We start from the raw sequence: 16,826 nt of genomic DNA, 5'->3' as shown, positions 1-16,826 counted from the left end.
GCTTTCTAATAGTAACAAGCTCGAGCCCCCCCTTGTCGCAAAATTTGATAAGGGGGGTTTTTAGGTCGGCTAGCATGAGCATTATTACTAGAATCCAACCTCACGGCCTTAAACAACGAAAGAAAATTACATTGTATAAAAAAATTAAATTTGATAAAATAACTGACGAACGTTCGTTAATATAGAGGTGATTTTATTGAAAAGTAAAGAAATTAAAGACACGGCTTTAAAATTCTTCACAATTCATGGATATGAGGGAGCATCTCTGTCTCAAATTGCTGACAATGTCGGTATGAAAAAACAGTCTCTCTATGCTCATTTCAAAGGGAAAGATGATCTATTTCTACAAGTTTTACAAGATGCCAAAGAGACAGAACTCTCATCGAAACTAAAATATTTGAGTACAGTGGATGCCCAAAATCCCAAAGCAGATTTATTAGGATATTTGCAATTGGTCATTGATATGTTTCAACAGAGCGAACAGTTAAAGTTTTGGCTGCGTATGTCTTTTTTTCCACCTCCTCACCTTGCAGCAGCGATTAATGAGGAAGTAATCGTTTCGGAACAAGCCATTCAAACCGTGCTAGAAAGCAAATTTAAAGATTGGATCGATGCAAAAGCCATCAAGGAAGATATAGCCTTGGTACCTACCCTTGCCTTCTTAGGGGTAGTAGATTCGATCATGCTAGAACTTGCTTATGGACACGACGAACAACGATTAAACGATAAACTAAATGCCTCATGGACCATATATTGGAGAGGTATTTCATAGTGATGATGTTACAAAGAGAGGTATTGCTTCATGAAAAAACCATTAAAAGAACAAAAAACAGTTTTACTCATTCTACTAAGTAATATATTCATTGTTTTTCTAGGAGTCGGACTTATCGTCCCTGTTATGCCATCCTTTATGAATATAATGCATCTATCAGGCCAAACGATGGGTTATCTTATGGCAGCCTTTGCGTTTGCACAATTACTCATGTCCCCCATTGCAGGACGGTGGATTGACACTTTTGGCAGAAAGAAAATGATCGTAATTGGCTTATTCCTGTTTAGTATATCAGAGGTCATCTTTGGATTAGGCACACACGTATCCGTTCTTTATTTCTCTAGAATTCTAGGTGGGATCAGTGGTGCATTTATTATGCCAGGCGTAACAGCCTATGTTGCAGATATTACTTCAGTAGAGGAAAGACCTAAGGCAATGGGGTATATTTCTGCCGCTATTAGTCTCGGGTTCATTATTGGCCCAGGCATCGGGGGCTTTATTGCTGAGCTAGGCGTGCGTGCTCCATTCTACTTTGCTGCTGGCTTCGCATTTATAGCATGTATTTCATCCATATTTATTTTAAAAGAGCCACTAACCAAACAAGAGCTTTTGGAAATCAGTCTGCTCAAAAAAGATACCAGCTTTGTAACTGATCTGAAACGATCCATTCACCCACAATACTTAATTGCTTTTATTATTGTGTTTGTATTGGCCTTTGGGTTATCAGCATACGAAACCGTATTTAGTCTGTTTTCCGATCATAAATTTGGTTACACCCCAAAAGATATTGCGATCATTATTACAATAAGTGCAATCTTCGGGGTTGTCGTTCAGGTCTTTATGTTTGGTAAATTGGTAGAAAAGCTTGGTGAAAAGAAGCTCATCCAAATATGCCTAATCGCTGGCGTAGTATTGGCGGTAGTATCCACCATGATCTCGGGCTTTTTAGCCATTTTGCTAGTAGCTTGCTTCATCTTTCTCGCATTTGACTTACTGCGACCAGCATTAACGACCTATTTATCAAAAACGGCTGAAAAAGAACAAGGATTTGTCGCTGGAATGAACTCCACCTATACAAGCTTGGGCAATATCGCTGGGCCCGCGTTAGGCGGTATCCTATTTGATATAAACATCAACTATCCGTATCTCTTTGCTGCTGTCATTATGTTTATTGGTCTACTCTTTACGCTGATGTGGAAAGAAAAACAATCCGGTAGCAGCTTGGCAAATTAATAAGAAGAACACGTACGCCGTAAAGCAAAAGAAAACCCGATGTCTCCGAAAAAGACATCGGGTTTTTCTACATACGATCCGTTCATTCCCGTTCGTTATAGCCTCGTAACAACAGGTTACTGTTCTTCCGTTCTTCTATTCTTTACTCCATCCCATGCTCTTCACGAATTTTGTACAAGCCATGAAGGGCCAGTTCAGCCGGATCCCGATTCAGTAGAAAATGTATGAGCAACAAATCAATTTTAAAGGCACACACATTATTTCCATCTACTATAGAAGAAAATCCTGCTTCAAACACTGGACCATGCTCCTCATGCCATTCCAAACCTGCATGTACCTGCTCTGGGGCAAATTCTTCTTCGATCGTAGCAATACAATGCGGGATTATCTGATGATCGAGCATCGCTTTATATTCCTCTTCACTAGCTGGTGGTTTTGGAAGTGCCTTTCCGCCCTTCGTTCTCATCAACTCGACAAAAAATGAGGCCATCCATCTTGAGGGATCTTCATCGGATTGGAACCTCTTAATCAGTTCCTGAAGCAAAAAGCCACATTCGTATTCGTCATTAGAATCGTCTTTCACTGAAAAAATAAAAACAGGGCCGTAAGTCTCCTGGATTACTGCGCGTCCTGTCACTTGCTCGTAGTGTGTTTTCAATGCGGTAACACCATCACGACAAACTACATGAATGAGTTCATTCCATTGCTCTTCTGAAAGTGTTCCTTGTTTGTTGTCATCTGTGATTTCGTTAGTCTGTGTTTTGTTACTCATTCTCTTCATCACCCCATGCTCATCATAACATTCCATAGTTTGGAGAGCAAAGTTACTCGTTTGGAAACATTGAGTTCTGTTTACGAGGATGCTCCCTTGAAGCTCTTTCTTGTTATTTTACATCACAAAAAAACAAGGTAGCGAAAGCAATTTACAATTTTCTAGTAATAGTTGTCTTTCCCCTCATACCGACGGGCTGGGCTGTATAATAAAAAACCTCAGTCGGGTTAAACCGAACTGAGGAAAACAAACCACCTATCTTCATTTTTTACACTGTCTACTTGACAAGAAGACACTACATAATTAATTACTACCACTGTTTCCTTGCCGTTAATAATAAAGGTCGCTATTTCATAATAGGTCTCACCTATGCTTTATTTAATAACTTCAACCTTTTTATCCCCTTTTGTCTTCGTTGCCTCTACCGTTGTTTTACCTTGGTCAGCAACTATCCCACCTGTAACCAGCGTAATGACGACTAAAGCTGCGCTGAGCGCTGTGAAAATCTTCTTTTTATTGCGATTTACCATGACCATACCTCCGTATCTATTTTTTGATAAGCGGTGAACGTCAATTGATATTATTTAAATCACAACATTCTACTTTTTTTGTTGGTAAAATTTATTTAGTGATTGTATTATAACGTACTGAAAATGATTGTAAAAGGACTTTTTATTGAACGACCATTAGTTATTTTAGAAGCGTATATTGGCCAATAAAAAAAACGGCATCTCTGCCGTTTGTGTTAGTTATTGGTGGAACCAAGGGGGATCGAACCCCTGACCTCTTCGCTGCCAGCGAAGCGCTCTCCCAGCTGAGCTATGGCCCCTTATTCAACTCAATCATGGATTCCCTATGCTTTGAATCCGCTTTAATAATATATCATATGCATATGTTCAGCCGCAAGTATGAGCCTGCATTTTATTCCAATAAGAAGTCCACACTCCAAAATCCTCCATTTCTCAAATATATCTCCCATTCTCTCTTTCTATCTCTCTCAATCAAATTTATTTACACCATTTCATTCCATGTTATATAATGCTAAAAGCACTGGTTCAACAAGGAAACTTATTGAACCAATCGTGCATGAACAATTAGTTAAATAATTGACGTAAGAGACGGAAGCTGGTGTGAATCCAGCGCGGTCCCGCCACTGTGATAGGCATATGCCTTAAGTCAGGTCGGTCGCTTACCTCTATCATTTAACCTGGACTTTCGAGGCAAAAGTCAGGTTACATCATCATGTTTCTTTTTGTATGATGATGGACCGCCCCTGCCTTCTTGCAGGGGCTATTTTATTTTCATGGAGAGGAAGAGAGTCAGAATGAAGAAGAACATGTTTTCCCTGCTCCTTGCTGTAGCTTTATTTGTCAGCACAGCACTAGGAGCAATCCCCGTACAGCAGGTTGCAACTGCTGCTGCGGGCCTAGATCTAAAGAGCGAGCTTAATCGAGTAGTGACTACTTACTCTGCCAAGTCATATGATGATTGGGCAGCAGTAGCAGACAACATTACAGGCCGCCAAATCCCTGACAGCTACATCCAGAAGGCAAAAGAAGCAGTTATCGCTGCACAAGGAAATTATAAAAAAGGAACGGATCTTGCCAAAGCAATTATCGGCCTTACCGCTGCTGGTGTTGATGTTACCAATATTAATGGCATTAATCTCATCGAGAAAGCTGCAAACTTTGATAATAAGCGTTTACAGTTATCTAACGATGTCGTTTATATGCTTATTGCCCTCGACTCCGGCAAATACAAGACACCTGACGGCGCGCCAATTACTCGCGAATTTCTTGTAGATAAGCTCCTTCAGCTAAAGCTTGCTAAAGGTGGATGGTCATTCTGGGGTACAGAACCAGACCCAGATATGACAGGCATTATTATGGCTGGTCTTGCTCCATATACAAATCAACAAAGTGTTGCCGATGCTGTCTATAGCGGCGATAAATATTTCCACAATAAACCGATTGATAACAGCAACAGTGCAGCGATGCTTGTTATTGGCTTATCCTCCACTGGCAAAGATGCTAAGAATACTCTTTATAATCAAGATGGAAAAAATGCAGTAGACAACCTATACAGCTACCTTGCTGGAGACGGTCTGTACAAATGGATGAAAAGCGATGCTGACAGTAGCATCATGGCTACGAAGGATGTTATGCTTGCTTACCTATCCTATCAGAGATTCGCCAATGGACAGAACAATAGCATTTTCTATGACTTAAAAGCCAAATATAATCCAACACCTGAAACACCAAAGCCACCAGAACAAGTTACATACGATGTATCCATTAGCGTAACATCGGATAAAACATGGAACGGCTTCCCACAATCCGGAACGGTAACACTTAAAGAAGGCGACACTGTTGACACAGCATTAAACAAGCTTGTAGGCACAGATAATATTACTTACAAAACATTCGGTACAATGAAATATGTAGCTGGCATTAAAGGCTTGCAAGGGGGCGCCTACGGCCCAATGAGCGGTTGGATGTATACCGTGAATGGCCAAACACCTAATGTAGGCGCTGATCAATACAAGCTCAAAGCTGGTGATATCGTAAAATGGAACTACTCTAACGTAGAGCAAACTACAGTTATTCCTCCAGGTAATGGCGCTGGCGGTAGTGTTCCCACCACCCAAAACATTCAAGTAACGGTTACAACAGAAGTTCCTAAAACAGGATTGCCAATGAATAACCAACAAGCCTATCGTACGGATATGACAGCTTTTGATGCACTTGTCGGTCTCGTAGGTGCAGCAAACATTACGAGCGTTGGTTCAGGTGCATCTTTATACGTTTCTTGTGCAGTAGGTCTATGCGAAATGGAAAATGGACCTATGAGCGGTTGGACATATACGGTCAATGGCACAGCACCTAATCGCTCCGCTGGTGCTTACAAATTAAATCAAGGCGATACAGTAGTTTGGAAATACATCGGAACCCCTCCTGCTAACAATGGCAGTGACAGTTCGAATGGGGGTGGTTCTGTCGGTCAACCAAATACCGGCAATCCCACAGCTCCTGGTTCTGGAACAGCAGGTAATGAATCAGCCAGCAAGGACAACAACAAAGGAAACATCAACGGAAATGGCAGCAGCGGGGGCAGCTCCACAACTGGCAATAAAGGAAACGGAACAAACGCAGGTGCTAACCTTACTGCCAATGCTATTGCTGAGCATCTTTCTAAATATAGCGATCGGGATCAAATATCTGCATGGGCAAAGGAAGCTGTCGCTCGTGCAAAACAACTCAGCATCCTTGAAGGAGCAAAAGACTCCACAGGAGCCGTAACATTCAATCCTAAGAAATCCATTACGAGAGCAGAGTTCCTTACCATTGTGACTAAGCTCTTGTATAAAGAAGTTACCGTAACAAGCAACACGGAATATAAAGACGTTAAACCAGGCGACTGGCACTATAAATATATCGTTAAGGCAAAAGAAGCTGGTATCATCGGTGGCTTCCCAGACGGCAGCTTCAAGCCGAATGAGCCGCTTACAAGAGAACAAGTCGCTATTATTGTAACCAAAGCATTCAAGCTAAAGGCTCAGCAAGCATCAACCTTCAAAGATGTACCTAGTTCTCATCCTTCTGCAAGCTACATTGCTGCTGTGGAAGAACAGAAATTGATGAAGGGCACAAACGGTCAGTTCCAACCAAAGCAAGCAGTAACGAGAGAAATGGCGGCTGTAATTGCCGTTAAATTGTATGATGACTTTTCATCAAAGAAATAAGGAGGCAGGACGATGCAAGCAGTAAACACGGGTTTTCAGCGAATTGTCGCTTCCCCACTCATACGAGATATTTGCATTGCAATTAGCTTATCTGCACTTAGTATCTTCGGCAGAATTTTAACCAATCAATTTCATATGCCGAACATTCAACCTTCAACAGCGATTATTATGATCGCCTCAATAACGCTTGGCATGCGCTACGGTATAGCCGTTGCCGTTGCGACTGCCTTAGGCTCTAACATTGCACTTGGACATGGCCCATGGACGATGTGGCAAATATGCGCTTGGGGTTCGGTTGCAATAGCAGTCAGCTTCTTAAAGCCTGTCTATAAAAAGTTGCCAATATATGTCCTCGTAGGCTGCGCAGCATTGACCGGATATTTGTACGGCTTTATCGTTTCTAGCCCTGTTTGGGCTGCTGGACCACAAGCATTCTGGTTGTATTACCAAGCCGGTCTTCTGTTTGATACGTTCCACGCAGTTGGTAACGCCGCCTTTATGGGCATGCTCGCTCCGATATTATTGAGAGCTGTACACAAAGTGAAATTGTAACGACTTAGACACAACAAGCTTAGTGTGCGGATCATTACAGCGTTTCATTCGAACTGTGAATAGAACGCTTAACACGTAATGATGCACAACTCATGCGTAGAATTAGAATTAGGGTGACTTACCCAAATATACACGAAAGACCGTTTCCTCAGCACATTAGCTGATTGTGAAACGGTCTTTTCTTTACGGTCGCTTTCAAAGGAATGCACTCAGCATTAGTTGCAAAATGAGCTTCCACCACACTACTTTTTACATGCACTTATCATGCATCCCATCCCGCTCTCTCCCCATAAAAAAACAGCCCCATAGCGGCAATAACGCCTTTGCTACAAGACTGTTTCTACATCCCTATCCTATTATGATTAGGAATTCCCATTCATATCGCCGAGCGGATGCTTAGACAACAACGTTGTCAGCTCCTTCATAAACATATCGATGTCTTTAAACTGACGATATACCGAAGCGAAGCGCACATACGCTACTTCATCTACAGGATACAGTTGTTCCATAACTAGCTCACCGATTTCACGGCTCTCGACTTCAGCATGCGCTGTCGTGCGAAGCTGCTTTTCAACTTCGGATACGATAGCTTCAAGACGCTCCAATGGAACAGGTCGCTTTTCACATGCACGAATCAATCCGCGCAGCAGCTTCTCTCGACTGAATTCTTCACGACTGCCTTCTTTTTTAATAACGATAAGTGGCGTCTCTTCGACCATCTCAAACGTCGTAAAACGGCGGCTGCACAGCTCACATTCTCGTCTACGACGAATCGACTTATTATCATTTGCAGGGCGTGAATCAAGCACTTTTGTTCCGTTATGATCACAATATGGACATCTCATTTTTCGTTTCCCTCCTGTCCTACTGTAAAAAGTAATAAACTCCCAATGGTTACCTGTAATGATATTCGTAACTTTGCGCACAATACAATTACCAACCGCAAGGAGGTGAATAGATATGAGCCAAAGCAACAACCGTTCCAGCAACAGCTTAGTTGTTCCACAATCAGCAGGCGCACTTGAGCAATTGAAGTATGAGATCGCTCAAGAACTTGGTATCTCCATCCCGCAAGATGGATACTACGGACACGTAGCAACTCGTGACACAGGCTCCATCGGTGGTTACATCACAAAACGTCTTGTAACCATTGCTGAGCAGTCACTTGCAGGTCAATACCAATAATGGTAATGAAGCGTCGAGAGTGCGCACGCGCACTTTCGATGCTTCTTCCTATTTTCAAGCAAGGGCAAGTCCGATTTCAAGACACTACGATCCGTATACTTTTTTGTACTTCGTATAATAATGAAATACTTTCGTTACATAGTTGCGTGTCTCCTGAAAAGGAATTTGTTCCTTAGCGGTTTCCAATCGCCCATCCCATGTCCCTTGCTTCAACCATTTGTTCACATTGCCTGGGCCTGCATTATAAGCTGCAACAGCAGCAGGTATATTATTATGATACTGCTTGATTAATGAATGTAAATAATAAGTACCAAGCTCTATACTGGGATCGGCTTCTAAATGAAGCTGCTCCAATGACCATTTCTGATCACGTCCAGATTTCTCCATAAGCCAATTCGCCGTATCCGGCATGAGCTGCATAATACCTAAAGCACCTTTATGTGACTTCTTCCCGACTTGGTAATTCGTTTCTGCGCGAATTATAGCCGCAACTAGCAACGGATCAACCTGTTGCTTATTCGCATGCTTTGTAATCTCATCTTTATAAGGAATGGGATACATCCACTCCCCCAACCAATTCGATTGGAAAAAGAGAATAAATAAAAATCCGATAAACAAAAGAAGCATGACTCTCTTTTTCCGAAAGAGTCCCATTATTTTTTTCATAATAGCCCTTTCTCCTGCAAAAACAAACGAACTTGACGCTCTGTCTCCGTACGGTCCTTATCATTATAAATAATCCAGTCCGCCCGTTCCCGCTTCTCTTCTAGACTCATTTGCGCATGTATGCGTTTATGTGCCTCTTCATCAGTAAGCTGATCCCGTTGTTTAAGACGCTCCAACTGCACGGCCGGTGGTACATAGACGACGACAACTTCTTGGAGCAGCTCGTCCAATCCAGACTCATACAAAAGCGGTACATCTACAACGACGAGCCTCTTCGGTTCTTCTAATTCGTATTGCTGCATCTGACTTATCATTTGTTTGCGAATTGTCGGATGTGTAATCTGTTCGAGCGCGCGGCGTTCGACTGGATCTTGAAAAATAACTTGTCCTAATCGCTTACGATCTAACGTACCATCTGGCAGCAGCATTTCGGAACCAAACCGTTCAGCAATCTGCTCCAGTACGGCACTGCCAGGAAGAACAACCTCCCTGGCAATTCGATCTGCATCTACCAAACGTGCTCCATAATGTACAAACAATTGAGACACGGTGCTTTTGCCAGATGCGATTCCACCCGTAAGACCTATGTTCAATCGAATCACCTCCATTCACTCGATGATTACACATTTCTCAAGATTTCAAACCTATTTACATCACATTAACTTCATAATTCCCATCATAATTAACAATAAACCGGGTAGAAAGGTAAGCTTGCGAATCCATTCTGTACGAGCAAATGCTGCACCGACGTGAATACCCAGCTTGAGAAATATGCCGCCAAATAAAGCGATGAACAACGAGGTCCATAAAGATGGATAGCCGAGCATCGCCGCACCAATTCCCGCTCCAAATGCATCTAGCGATAGTGCCGCTCCAAGCCATGCTGCCTCTGATGGGCTAATGGTTCCTGAGCGATCCATATCAGCTGCCGCTGGACTCCGCAAAATATGAATAATGATCCCGAGTCGCTTCAACTGCAAATGAAACAATGTAGCTGGTGTGGATGCAATCTCGCGTGTAGTTTCAGCAGGCACGGTATCTACATGTACAATAGCAGACGTGACCACTTTATCTAAAGGATCTGCAATGTCGTTCGTTTGAGGCACTACCTCGTCATCTTCTGAAGAGGTTCGGAAAAATTGAACCAGCACCCAGCAGCCAATCCCAATCAGCAGCAGCGCTCCGATCCAACGAGATACATCTGCCGAGAAAACCTGCATAATAATCGTGCCAATTTGCATCGATACATATAGCACTAATCCCGAACAACCCGCAATGATAGCGACTGGCAGCCATCCGATCCGCACTCTTCGTAGTCCATAGGTCATGCCTACCCCGAAGCTGTCCAGACTTAGAGCAAACGCCAAAATAAATACAGATGACATAAAAACGACCACCGTGCACCCTCCTCGCACAGTGAAGGACATCTCCCTTCACTGTATCTTGTTGCGTATCCCATCATATGGGCGCACATCACGAGGGGTGCATAGTAATAGCTGCTCATCACTCATCATTAATTCCAGCACTTAAACGTATCATAGTTTCTTCCATGTCGTTAAAATCAATTATCCATAAATGTCAGTGCTTTAATACTGAGGCTGGCATACTCGACAAGTATGTGTTCCTCTCCCACCAACAACGCTTTTCTCAATCATCGTACCACAGTTTGTACAAGCTTGTCCCTGCTGTCCGTATACTTTGAGCTGCTGTTGGAACATACCCATTTCCCCTTGTCCATTCACATAAGACTTAATGGAAGATCCGCCTGCATCAATCGCTTCTTTCAAAGTGGAAACGATAGCATGATAAAGGCGCTCCACTTGCTCACGTGTAAGGCTGTCCGCGGATTGCAGCGGATGTATACGTGCTGTAAACAACGCTTCATCTACATAAATATTGCCTAACCCTACGACAATATGCTGATTCAGCAGCACCGGCTTAATCGCACTGCGACGCTTGCGAAGCGCTTCATACAACGCGTCTGCTGTAAAGGAAGGATTCATTGGCTCAATCCCCAATTTATGAAGCGGAGCCAAGACCTCTTCATCACCTGCATTGAATAAATGCATCGTTCCGAATTGGCGTACATCCTTATAGCGCAGCTCTGTTCCATCCTCGAAATGGAAAATAACATGCGTATGCTTCTCCACAGGCTCTTCAGAGCGATATACACCATATCGCCCTTCCATTCGCAAATGAGAAACGAGTACAAGCCCATCTAGACGAAAAATGAGGAACTTTCCTCTTCTATCGATATGTTCAATCGTATGACCAACTAAAGCGTCACCGAACTGTTCATGCTCCTGTGGACGCTGAATAATTCGAGGCAGCGAGACGGTAACCCGTTCGATACGCTTGCCTGTTACTAATTCATTTAATGTTCGTTTTACCGTTTCAACCTCCGGCAATTCCGGCATGCCTATCACCTCGATGTTTGTATTACTTATAACGAATGTTCTAATGTTCTATGCTCAACAACTCAGAATTCTCTAAATTGGTCCTGTCCTACGTTTTCTTTATTTTGCCTCGTACCAGTTGGAACCTGTGCTCACATCTGCGCGAAGCGGTACACTCAGCTCAATCGCTTGCTCCATAACTTCGGGCACAAGCTTTTTCATCGTCTCCACTTCGTCCTGCGGCACTTCAAACACAAGCTCATCGTGTACTTGCAGCAGCATGCGGCTCTTCAATTGCATTTCACGCATACGCTTATCCATTTGAACCATCGCTAGCTTAATAATATCTGCCGCTGTACCTTGAATCGGTGTGTTCATCGCAGTACGCTCTGCAAAGGAACGCAAGTTGAAGTTGGAAGCATTAATCTCCGGCAAGTAGCGACGGCGCTCCAACAGCGTTTTCACATAGCCATCTTGACGCGCTTGCTTCACAATATCGTCCATAAATGTGCGTACCCCTTGGAATACAGCGAAATACTGGTCGATAAACTGAGCTGCTTCCTTACGCGTAATATTCAAGTTTTGCGACAATCCGTAATCGCTAATACCGTATACAATACCGAAGTTGACCGCCTTCGCTTGGCGGCGCATATTCGAATCTACATCCGATTCAGCTACACCGAACACATCCATAGCTGTCTTCGTATGAATGTCCATATCTTTAATGAATGCTTCTTTGAGCTTTTCATCACGAGAAATATGAGCCAATACGCGCAGCTCGATCTGAGAATAGTCCGCTGCCACAATCGTCCAGCCTTCCTCGGTCGGCACAAACGCTTGACGGATACGGCGTCCTTCTTCCAATCGAATCGGGATATTTTGCAAGTTGGGATACTGCGAGCTTAGTCGACCTGTTGCCGCAATCGTTTGACGATAGTACGTGTGTACCCGCCCTGTCTCTGGCTTAACCTCTTTCAATAAGCCTTCAATATAAGTAGACTGCAGCTTTGTCATTTGGCGATAATGCAAAATGAGCGGGATAATATCATGATACGGAGCCAACTTGTCCAGCACTTCAGCATCTGTAGAGTAGCCTGTCTTCGTCTTCTTAACAACAGGAAGTCCGAGTTTATCAAATAAAATCTCGCCAAGCTGCTTCGGAGATCCAATGTTGAACTCCGTGCCTGCAAGTTCATAAATACGAACCATCGTTGTTTCAATTTGTTCTGTAAATTGCTTACCAAGCTGCTCTAGACTTTCCTTATCTACATGAATCCCCGTCTTCTCCATCTGCGCCAATATCGAAGATAACGGCAATTCAAGCTCATCATAGAGCTTGCTCATCTCGTAGCGCTCAAGATCAGCCTTCATCATAGGTACCACGTGGCGAATAACATACGCTTTGCGTGCCGTATGATCAGCTACTATAGACGCTTCCGGTACTTTAAACTTCGCACCTTTACCAAAGATCGCTTCGTCCTCTACTACTGAAATCTGTTCGTATTTGTTAGCTATCGACTGAACCGTTGCATTCGCATCGCTCGGATCAAGGATGTAAGCTGCAAGCTGTATATCAAACTCATTACCACGCAATGTAATGCCCGCCCAATGAAGTACAAGCTCCATATAGTGCAGATCGTATCCGTATTTCACAGCTGATTCATTGCCAAGCCATTCTCGTATAAATGCAGCATCTTCATGCAGAAGCATGTCCACTGGTACATACCAAGACGTATTCGCAGAAGAGAGCATCAACCCAATTGCTTCTGCCTGATGCGGATTATCCCCTTTTGCTTCAAGTACAAGGGTATCTACTTCTGTAATAGCATCACGCAAACGAGCCAAATGTTCTGGAGTAACAATGACTACATCTAGTTCAATTTCAGGTTCTTTCTCAATCTCAAATGCAACATCACCATTTTGATGAGCTGCGAGCTTCTCGACGCGCTCCAGTACAGACTTGAACTCAAGTTTGCGCAGCATCGGAAGTGCTGTGTCCGCAGGGATGCCCTCAAACTTCAGCTTCTCCTGATCAAGCTCAATTGGCACTTCACGGTATATCGTTGCCAGCTGTTTACTCATACGAGCATCTTCAGCATGGTTCGTAATATTTTCTTTCATTTTTCCTTTTAGCTCATCTACATGATCAAGCACATTTTCAACAGAACCATATTGATGGAGCAGCTTCAATGCTGTCTTCTCACCTATGCCAGGCACACCAGGAATATTATCGGATGAATCGCCCATAAGACCCTTCATATCGATAATTTGCAGCGGTTTCAGCTGATACTTTTCCTCAATGGCTGCAGGTGTGTACTTTTCGATTTCCGTAACACCTTTACGCGTCAACACAATCGTAACTTGGTCAGATGCCAATTGGAGCATATCCTTGTCCCCTGTTACAACAAGCACCTGCTTTTCTTGTTCGGAATCCAAGGTCATCGTTCCGATAATATCATCAGCTTCATATCCACTAAGCTCAAACTGAGCTATTCCCATCGCTTCCAACAGCTCTTTCATCAATGGAAATTGTTCTGACAGTTCTGGCGGAGTTTTGGCACGGCCACCTTTGTAATCCTTATAATCACCATGGCGGAATGTTATTTTGCCCGCATCGAATGCTACAAGCATATGAGTTGGCTTTTCCTCTTCAACGAGCTTAAGAAGCATCGTAGTAAAGCCATAAACTGCATTCGTATGTATGCCTTGTGAGTTCGTCAAAGGCGGCATTGCATAGAATGCTCTGTTCGCGATACTATTTCCATCTATAATAATCCATTTTTCCATAACCTGTACGCCCCTCAATTGCAATCTCTTCTTATTATGATAGCATAGCGCATGCCTATAATGGAAATAAGTCGCGCAGTTATTGAACTGCCATTTTGGACGAGAAAAATACTGCCATATTCGTTTCTACGCCCAATGTAGCATCGACTCAAAAAATAGTCAGAAAAGCCGCCCCCGCTAACTCAGGGACGGCTTTAGTATACATTTGTTCAACTAGCTGTTGAGGTCAGGACGATTGTTCGTAACCAAGTATACGACACTTTCACCGATGTTCGTCGCATGGTCAGCAATGCGCTCAATGTAGCGGCCTACGAAGTTCAGCAGCATCACTTGGCTCGCATTATGCGGATTCTCGACAATATATTGATATAGGTCTCGTAAAATCTGTCCGTACAATTGATCGACCAAATCATCTTCCTTCGCCATCTTATACGCAAGATCTACATCTTCACGCTCATAGGCTTTAATTGAATCCTCGATCATTTTTTGTACAATCTCAGCCATGCGCGGAATATCAACCAATTCCTTAATCAAGGGCTGACCTTCCAAACGAACGACTACCTTAGCAATATCGATTGACAAGTCACCCATACGCTCCAGATCACTCGCGATACGGAAAGCAACAAGAATACGACGCAAATCTTTTGCTACTGGCTGTTGAGTAAGGATAAGCTTAGAACCAATATCCATAATATCGTTCTCAAGCTGATTCAGCTCAGCATCTTTTTCAATAATTTCTTTTGCACGATTGACATCCTGTGTTTTCAATGACTCGACCGACTCAGCCAAAGCACGCTCCACACGACGCCCCATCTCTTCTAAAAGCTGACTTAACTCTCCTAAAGCAAGATCAAAATCTCGACGTTGTATCATCGTACAGTCTCCCTTCTCGCTTGCCGCTGCTATGTCTCATTCTATACTACAAAGGCGAACACTTCGTTTCTTCAAAATAATTCTGCTCAATCGATTATTCATGCCGTCACTTTCTAATTAACCAAAGCGACCTGTGATGTAATCTTCCGTACGCTTATCGCTTGGATTAGAGAATAGTTTGTCTGTTTGATCAAACTCAACCACTTCACCATTTAGGAAGAATACCGTTTGATCCGAAATACGTGCAGCTTGGTGCATATTGTGCGTAACCATAACGATTGTATATTTGCTCTTCAACTCTTGTGTTAGCTCTTCAATCTTCAATGTAGAGATTGGGTCAAGTGCAGATGTCGCTTCATCCATCAATAGAATCTCTGGATTCACTGCCAACGCACGTGCGATACAAAGACGCTGCTGCTGTCCACCAGACAAGCTGAACGCGGAACGTTTCAAGAAGTCTTTCACTTCATTCCACAGTGCAGCCTGTTTCAAGCTTTGCTCTACAATCTCATCAAGCTGTGCTTTATTTGTCGTTCCATGTAGACGCGGACCATAAGCTACGTTGTCATAGATCGATTTCGGGAACGGGTTAGCCTGCTGGAATACCATGCCGACTTTTTTACGAAGCGTTTCTACATCTACTTCATTGCTGTAAATGTCCGTTCCTGCAATATCAACTAGACCTTCAATTCTCGTATTCGGAATCATATCATTCATACGGTTTAACGTACGAAGCAAAGTCGACTTACCACAACCAGAAGGACCGATAAATGCGGTTACTGCCTTCTCTGGTATGGTCAGATTCACTTTCTTCAAAGCGTGATACGTACCATAATACAGATCCATATCTTTAATATCTATAATCGTCTTAAAATCAACTGCTTTCGTTGTTTCTTTAACTTGTGGAGCCGCTGTCGTTGTAGACATACGTGCATACCTCCCTCAAAAGTCCGTTCAGGTGTTAGTGCTAAATATTTTTCTGATACTTATTACGAAGCATGATTGCTGCCACATTCATAATAACGAGCATAATCATCAACACGATAATTCCTGATGCCGCCAAGTCTTGGAACGCTTCTTGCGGACGAGCAATCCAGTTGTAAATTTGAATCGGCATAACCGTAAACGTATCGAACAAGCTCTCTGGCAAGAAAGCAACATACGTTGCCGCACCGATAATAATAAGCGGTGCCGTTTCACCAATCGCACGTGACAAGGCTAGAATGACACCCGTCATAATTGCGGAGATCGCTGAAGGAAGTACGGATCGAGATACCGTTTGCCACTTCGTTGCACCAAGCGCGAACGAAGCATCGCGACGAGCTCTCGGCACTGCACGTATCGCTTCCTGAGAAGCTACGATAATAATCGGCAGTACAAGCAATGTCATTGTCAACGCACCGGATAGTAAGCTTCGTTCTAATCCGAATGTACGAACGAAAATAGCTAGACCTAGAATTCCGTAAACGATGGAAGGAACACCTGCCAACGTACTAATGTTCAATTGAATCAATCGTGTGAAGCGATTTTTCGGTGCATATTCTTCCAAATAAATCGCTGCTCCTACACCTAGTACAAACGAAATCGGAGCCATTAAGCAAAGCATATATAACGATCCAACAATCGCTGATTTCATCCCTGAAGCAGATGCTCTACGAGATGGATAGTTCGTAAACAGATCTGGATTTAGTCGAGCTATCCCGTCTGTAATAATCGTGATAATAAGAGCGGACAACGCTACAATACCGAACATCGTAGCTCCTAAAAATAAAATCCGCCAGATGAGATCGTTTCGACGACGTCCACTTATTTGTTGACGATTCGCGTCTTGAAATAGATTGTTCATGC

At 43.2% G+C, this 16,826-nt stretch carries 16 protein-coding genes, 1 tRNA gene and 1 riboswitch; of the genes, 5 read left to right on the top strand and 12 right to left on the bottom strand.

What is annotated here, in order from left to right; genetic code table 11:
• The first annotated feature begins 187 nt into the window (after positions 1–187).
• Both FPZ44_RS04345 and FPZ44_RS04340 read left to right on the top strand, forming a co-directional pair.
• Entirely contained in the window at positions 188–772 is a 585-nt protein-coding gene (locus FPZ44_RS04345) for a TetR/AcrR family transcriptional regulator (RefSeq protein ID WP_261378195.1), read from the top strand.
• A gap of 30 nt (positions 773–802) precedes the next feature.
• Positions 803–2,005, top strand: coding sequence for an MFS transporter (locus tag FPZ44_RS04340; protein WP_144987743.1), 1,203 nt, complete (start codon positions 803–805; stop codon positions 2,003–2,005).
• A 142-nt stretch (positions 2,006–2,147) separates the two neighbouring features.
• Here FPZ44_RS04340 and FPZ44_RS04335 read toward each other — a convergent pair whose 3' ends face one another.
• The 3 genes from FPZ44_RS04335 to FPZ44_RS04330 all read right to left on the bottom strand — a co-directional run bounded on the left by FPZ44_RS04335 (position 2,148) and on the right by FPZ44_RS04330 (position 3,606).
• Positions 2,148–2,777 carry a hypothetical protein gene (locus tag FPZ44_RS04335; RefSeq protein ID WP_144987741.1) on the bottom strand — a complete coding sequence of 210 codons (630 nt, stop codon included), beginning with the start codon at positions 2,775–2,777 and terminating at the stop codon, positions 2,148–2,150.
• 374 nt (positions 2,778–3,151) lie between these two features.
• Positions 3,152–3,307, bottom strand: a complete 156-nt coding sequence (locus tag FPZ44_RS26340; protein ID WP_186785909.1) for a hypothetical protein — start codon at positions 3,305–3,307, stop codon at positions 3,152–3,154.
• Between the two features lie 223 nt (positions 3,308–3,530).
• A tRNA-Ala gene (locus FPZ44_RS04330) sits at positions 3,531–3,606 on the bottom strand.
• Positions 3,607–3,870: 264 nt separating this feature from the next.
• A riboswitch (adenosylcobalamin (AdoCbl) riboswitch) is annotated at positions 3,871–4,015 on the top strand.
• A gap of 86 nt (positions 4,016–4,101) precedes the next feature.
• Here FPZ44_RS04330 and FPZ44_RS04325 point away from each other — a divergent pair.
• Together FPZ44_RS04325 and FPZ44_RS04320 are read left to right on the top strand one after the other, a co-directional pair.
• Positions 4,102–6,519, top strand: coding sequence for an S-layer homology domain-containing protein (locus FPZ44_RS04325; RefSeq protein WP_186785908.1), 2,418 nt, complete (start codon positions 4,102–4,104; stop codon positions 6,517–6,519).
• Between the two features lie 12 nt (positions 6,520–6,531).
• Positions 6,532–7,071, top strand: coding sequence for an ECF transporter S component (locus FPZ44_RS04320; RefSeq protein ID WP_144987737.1), 540 nt, complete (start codon positions 6,532–6,534; stop codon positions 7,069–7,071).
• Positions 7,072–7,433: 362 nt separating this feature from the next.
• Here the strand turns inward: FPZ44_RS04320 and nrdR are convergent, their stop codons facing one another.
• Positions 7,434–7,916, bottom strand: a complete 483-nt coding sequence (gene nrdR / locus FPZ44_RS04315) for a transcriptional regulator NrdR (protein WP_144987735.1) — start codon at positions 7,914–7,916, stop codon at positions 7,434–7,436.
• 115 nt (positions 7,917–8,031) lie between these two features.
• Here nrdR and FPZ44_RS04310 point away from each other — a divergent pair, with 115 nt between their 5' ends.
• Positions 8,032–8,256 carry an alpha/beta-type small acid-soluble spore protein gene (locus FPZ44_RS04310; protein WP_144987733.1) on the top strand — a complete coding sequence of 75 codons (225 nt, stop codon included), beginning with the start codon at positions 8,032–8,034 and terminating at the stop codon, positions 8,254–8,256.
• Between the two features lie 84 nt (positions 8,257–8,340).
• On the opposite strand, the gene FPZ44_RS04305 is transcribed toward FPZ44_RS04310, so the two are convergent.
• From FPZ44_RS04305 to pstA, 8 genes are all read right to left on the bottom strand, one after another.
• Positions 8,341–8,922, bottom strand: a complete 582-nt coding sequence (locus FPZ44_RS04305) for a lytic transglycosylase domain-containing protein (protein WP_418789123.1) — start codon at positions 8,920–8,922, stop codon at positions 8,341–8,343.
• A complete protein-coding gene (gene coaE / locus FPZ44_RS04300) occupies positions 8,919–9,515 on the bottom strand; it encodes a dephospho-CoA kinase (RefSeq protein WP_144987731.1) in 597 nt (198 codons plus the stop codon). Before coaE ends, FPZ44_RS04305 begins: the two co-directional genes overlap by 4 nt.
• A 60-nt stretch (positions 9,516–9,575) precedes the next feature.
• Positions 9,576–10,319, bottom strand: a complete 744-nt coding sequence (locus FPZ44_RS04295; protein ID WP_144987728.1) for an MntP/YtaF family protein — start codon at positions 10,317–10,319, stop codon at positions 9,576–9,578.
• Between the two features lie 189 nt (positions 10,320–10,508).
• Entirely contained in the window at positions 10,509–11,339 is an 831-nt protein-coding gene (mutM, locus tag FPZ44_RS04290) for a DNA-formamidopyrimidine glycosylase (protein WP_144987726.1), read from the bottom strand.
• Positions 11,340–11,438: 99 nt separating this feature from the next.
• The gene (gene polA / locus FPZ44_RS04285; protein WP_144987724.1) at positions 11,439–14,105 is read right to left on the bottom strand and encodes a DNA polymerase I; all 2,667 of its coding nucleotides are present in this window, start codon (positions 14,103–14,105) and stop codon (positions 11,439–11,441) included.
• 213 nt (positions 14,106–14,318) lie between these two features.
• Positions 14,319–14,978 carry a phosphate signaling complex protein PhoU gene (gene phoU, locus FPZ44_RS04280; RefSeq protein ID WP_144987722.1) on the bottom strand — a complete coding sequence of 220 codons (660 nt, stop codon included), beginning with the start codon at positions 14,976–14,978 and terminating at the stop codon, positions 14,319–14,321.
• Positions 14,979–15,095: 117 nt separating this feature from the next.
• Positions 15,096–15,905 (bottom strand): phosphate ABC transporter ATP-binding protein PstB, encoded by an 810-nt coding sequence (gene pstB / locus FPZ44_RS04275; RefSeq protein WP_144987720.1) that lies wholly within the window; start codon positions 15,903–15,905, stop codon positions 15,096–15,098.
• A gap of 40 nt (positions 15,906–15,945) precedes the next feature.
• Complete coding sequence (gene pstA / locus FPZ44_RS04270) at positions 15,946–16,824, bottom strand: phosphate ABC transporter permease PstA (protein WP_144987718.1); 879 nt, start codon at positions 16,822–16,824, stop codon at positions 15,946–15,948.
• Between the last annotated feature and the right edge of the window lie 2 nt (positions 16,825–16,826).

This window comes from Paenibacillus agilis (assembly GCF_007786455.1).
Classification (GTDB): domain Bacteria; phylum Bacillota; class Bacilli; order Paenibacillales; family Paenibacillaceae; genus Paenibacillus_B; species Paenibacillus_B agilis.
Note: the sequence above shows the minus strand (reverse complement) of the source record. Positions and strands in the feature narration are given on the sequence as shown.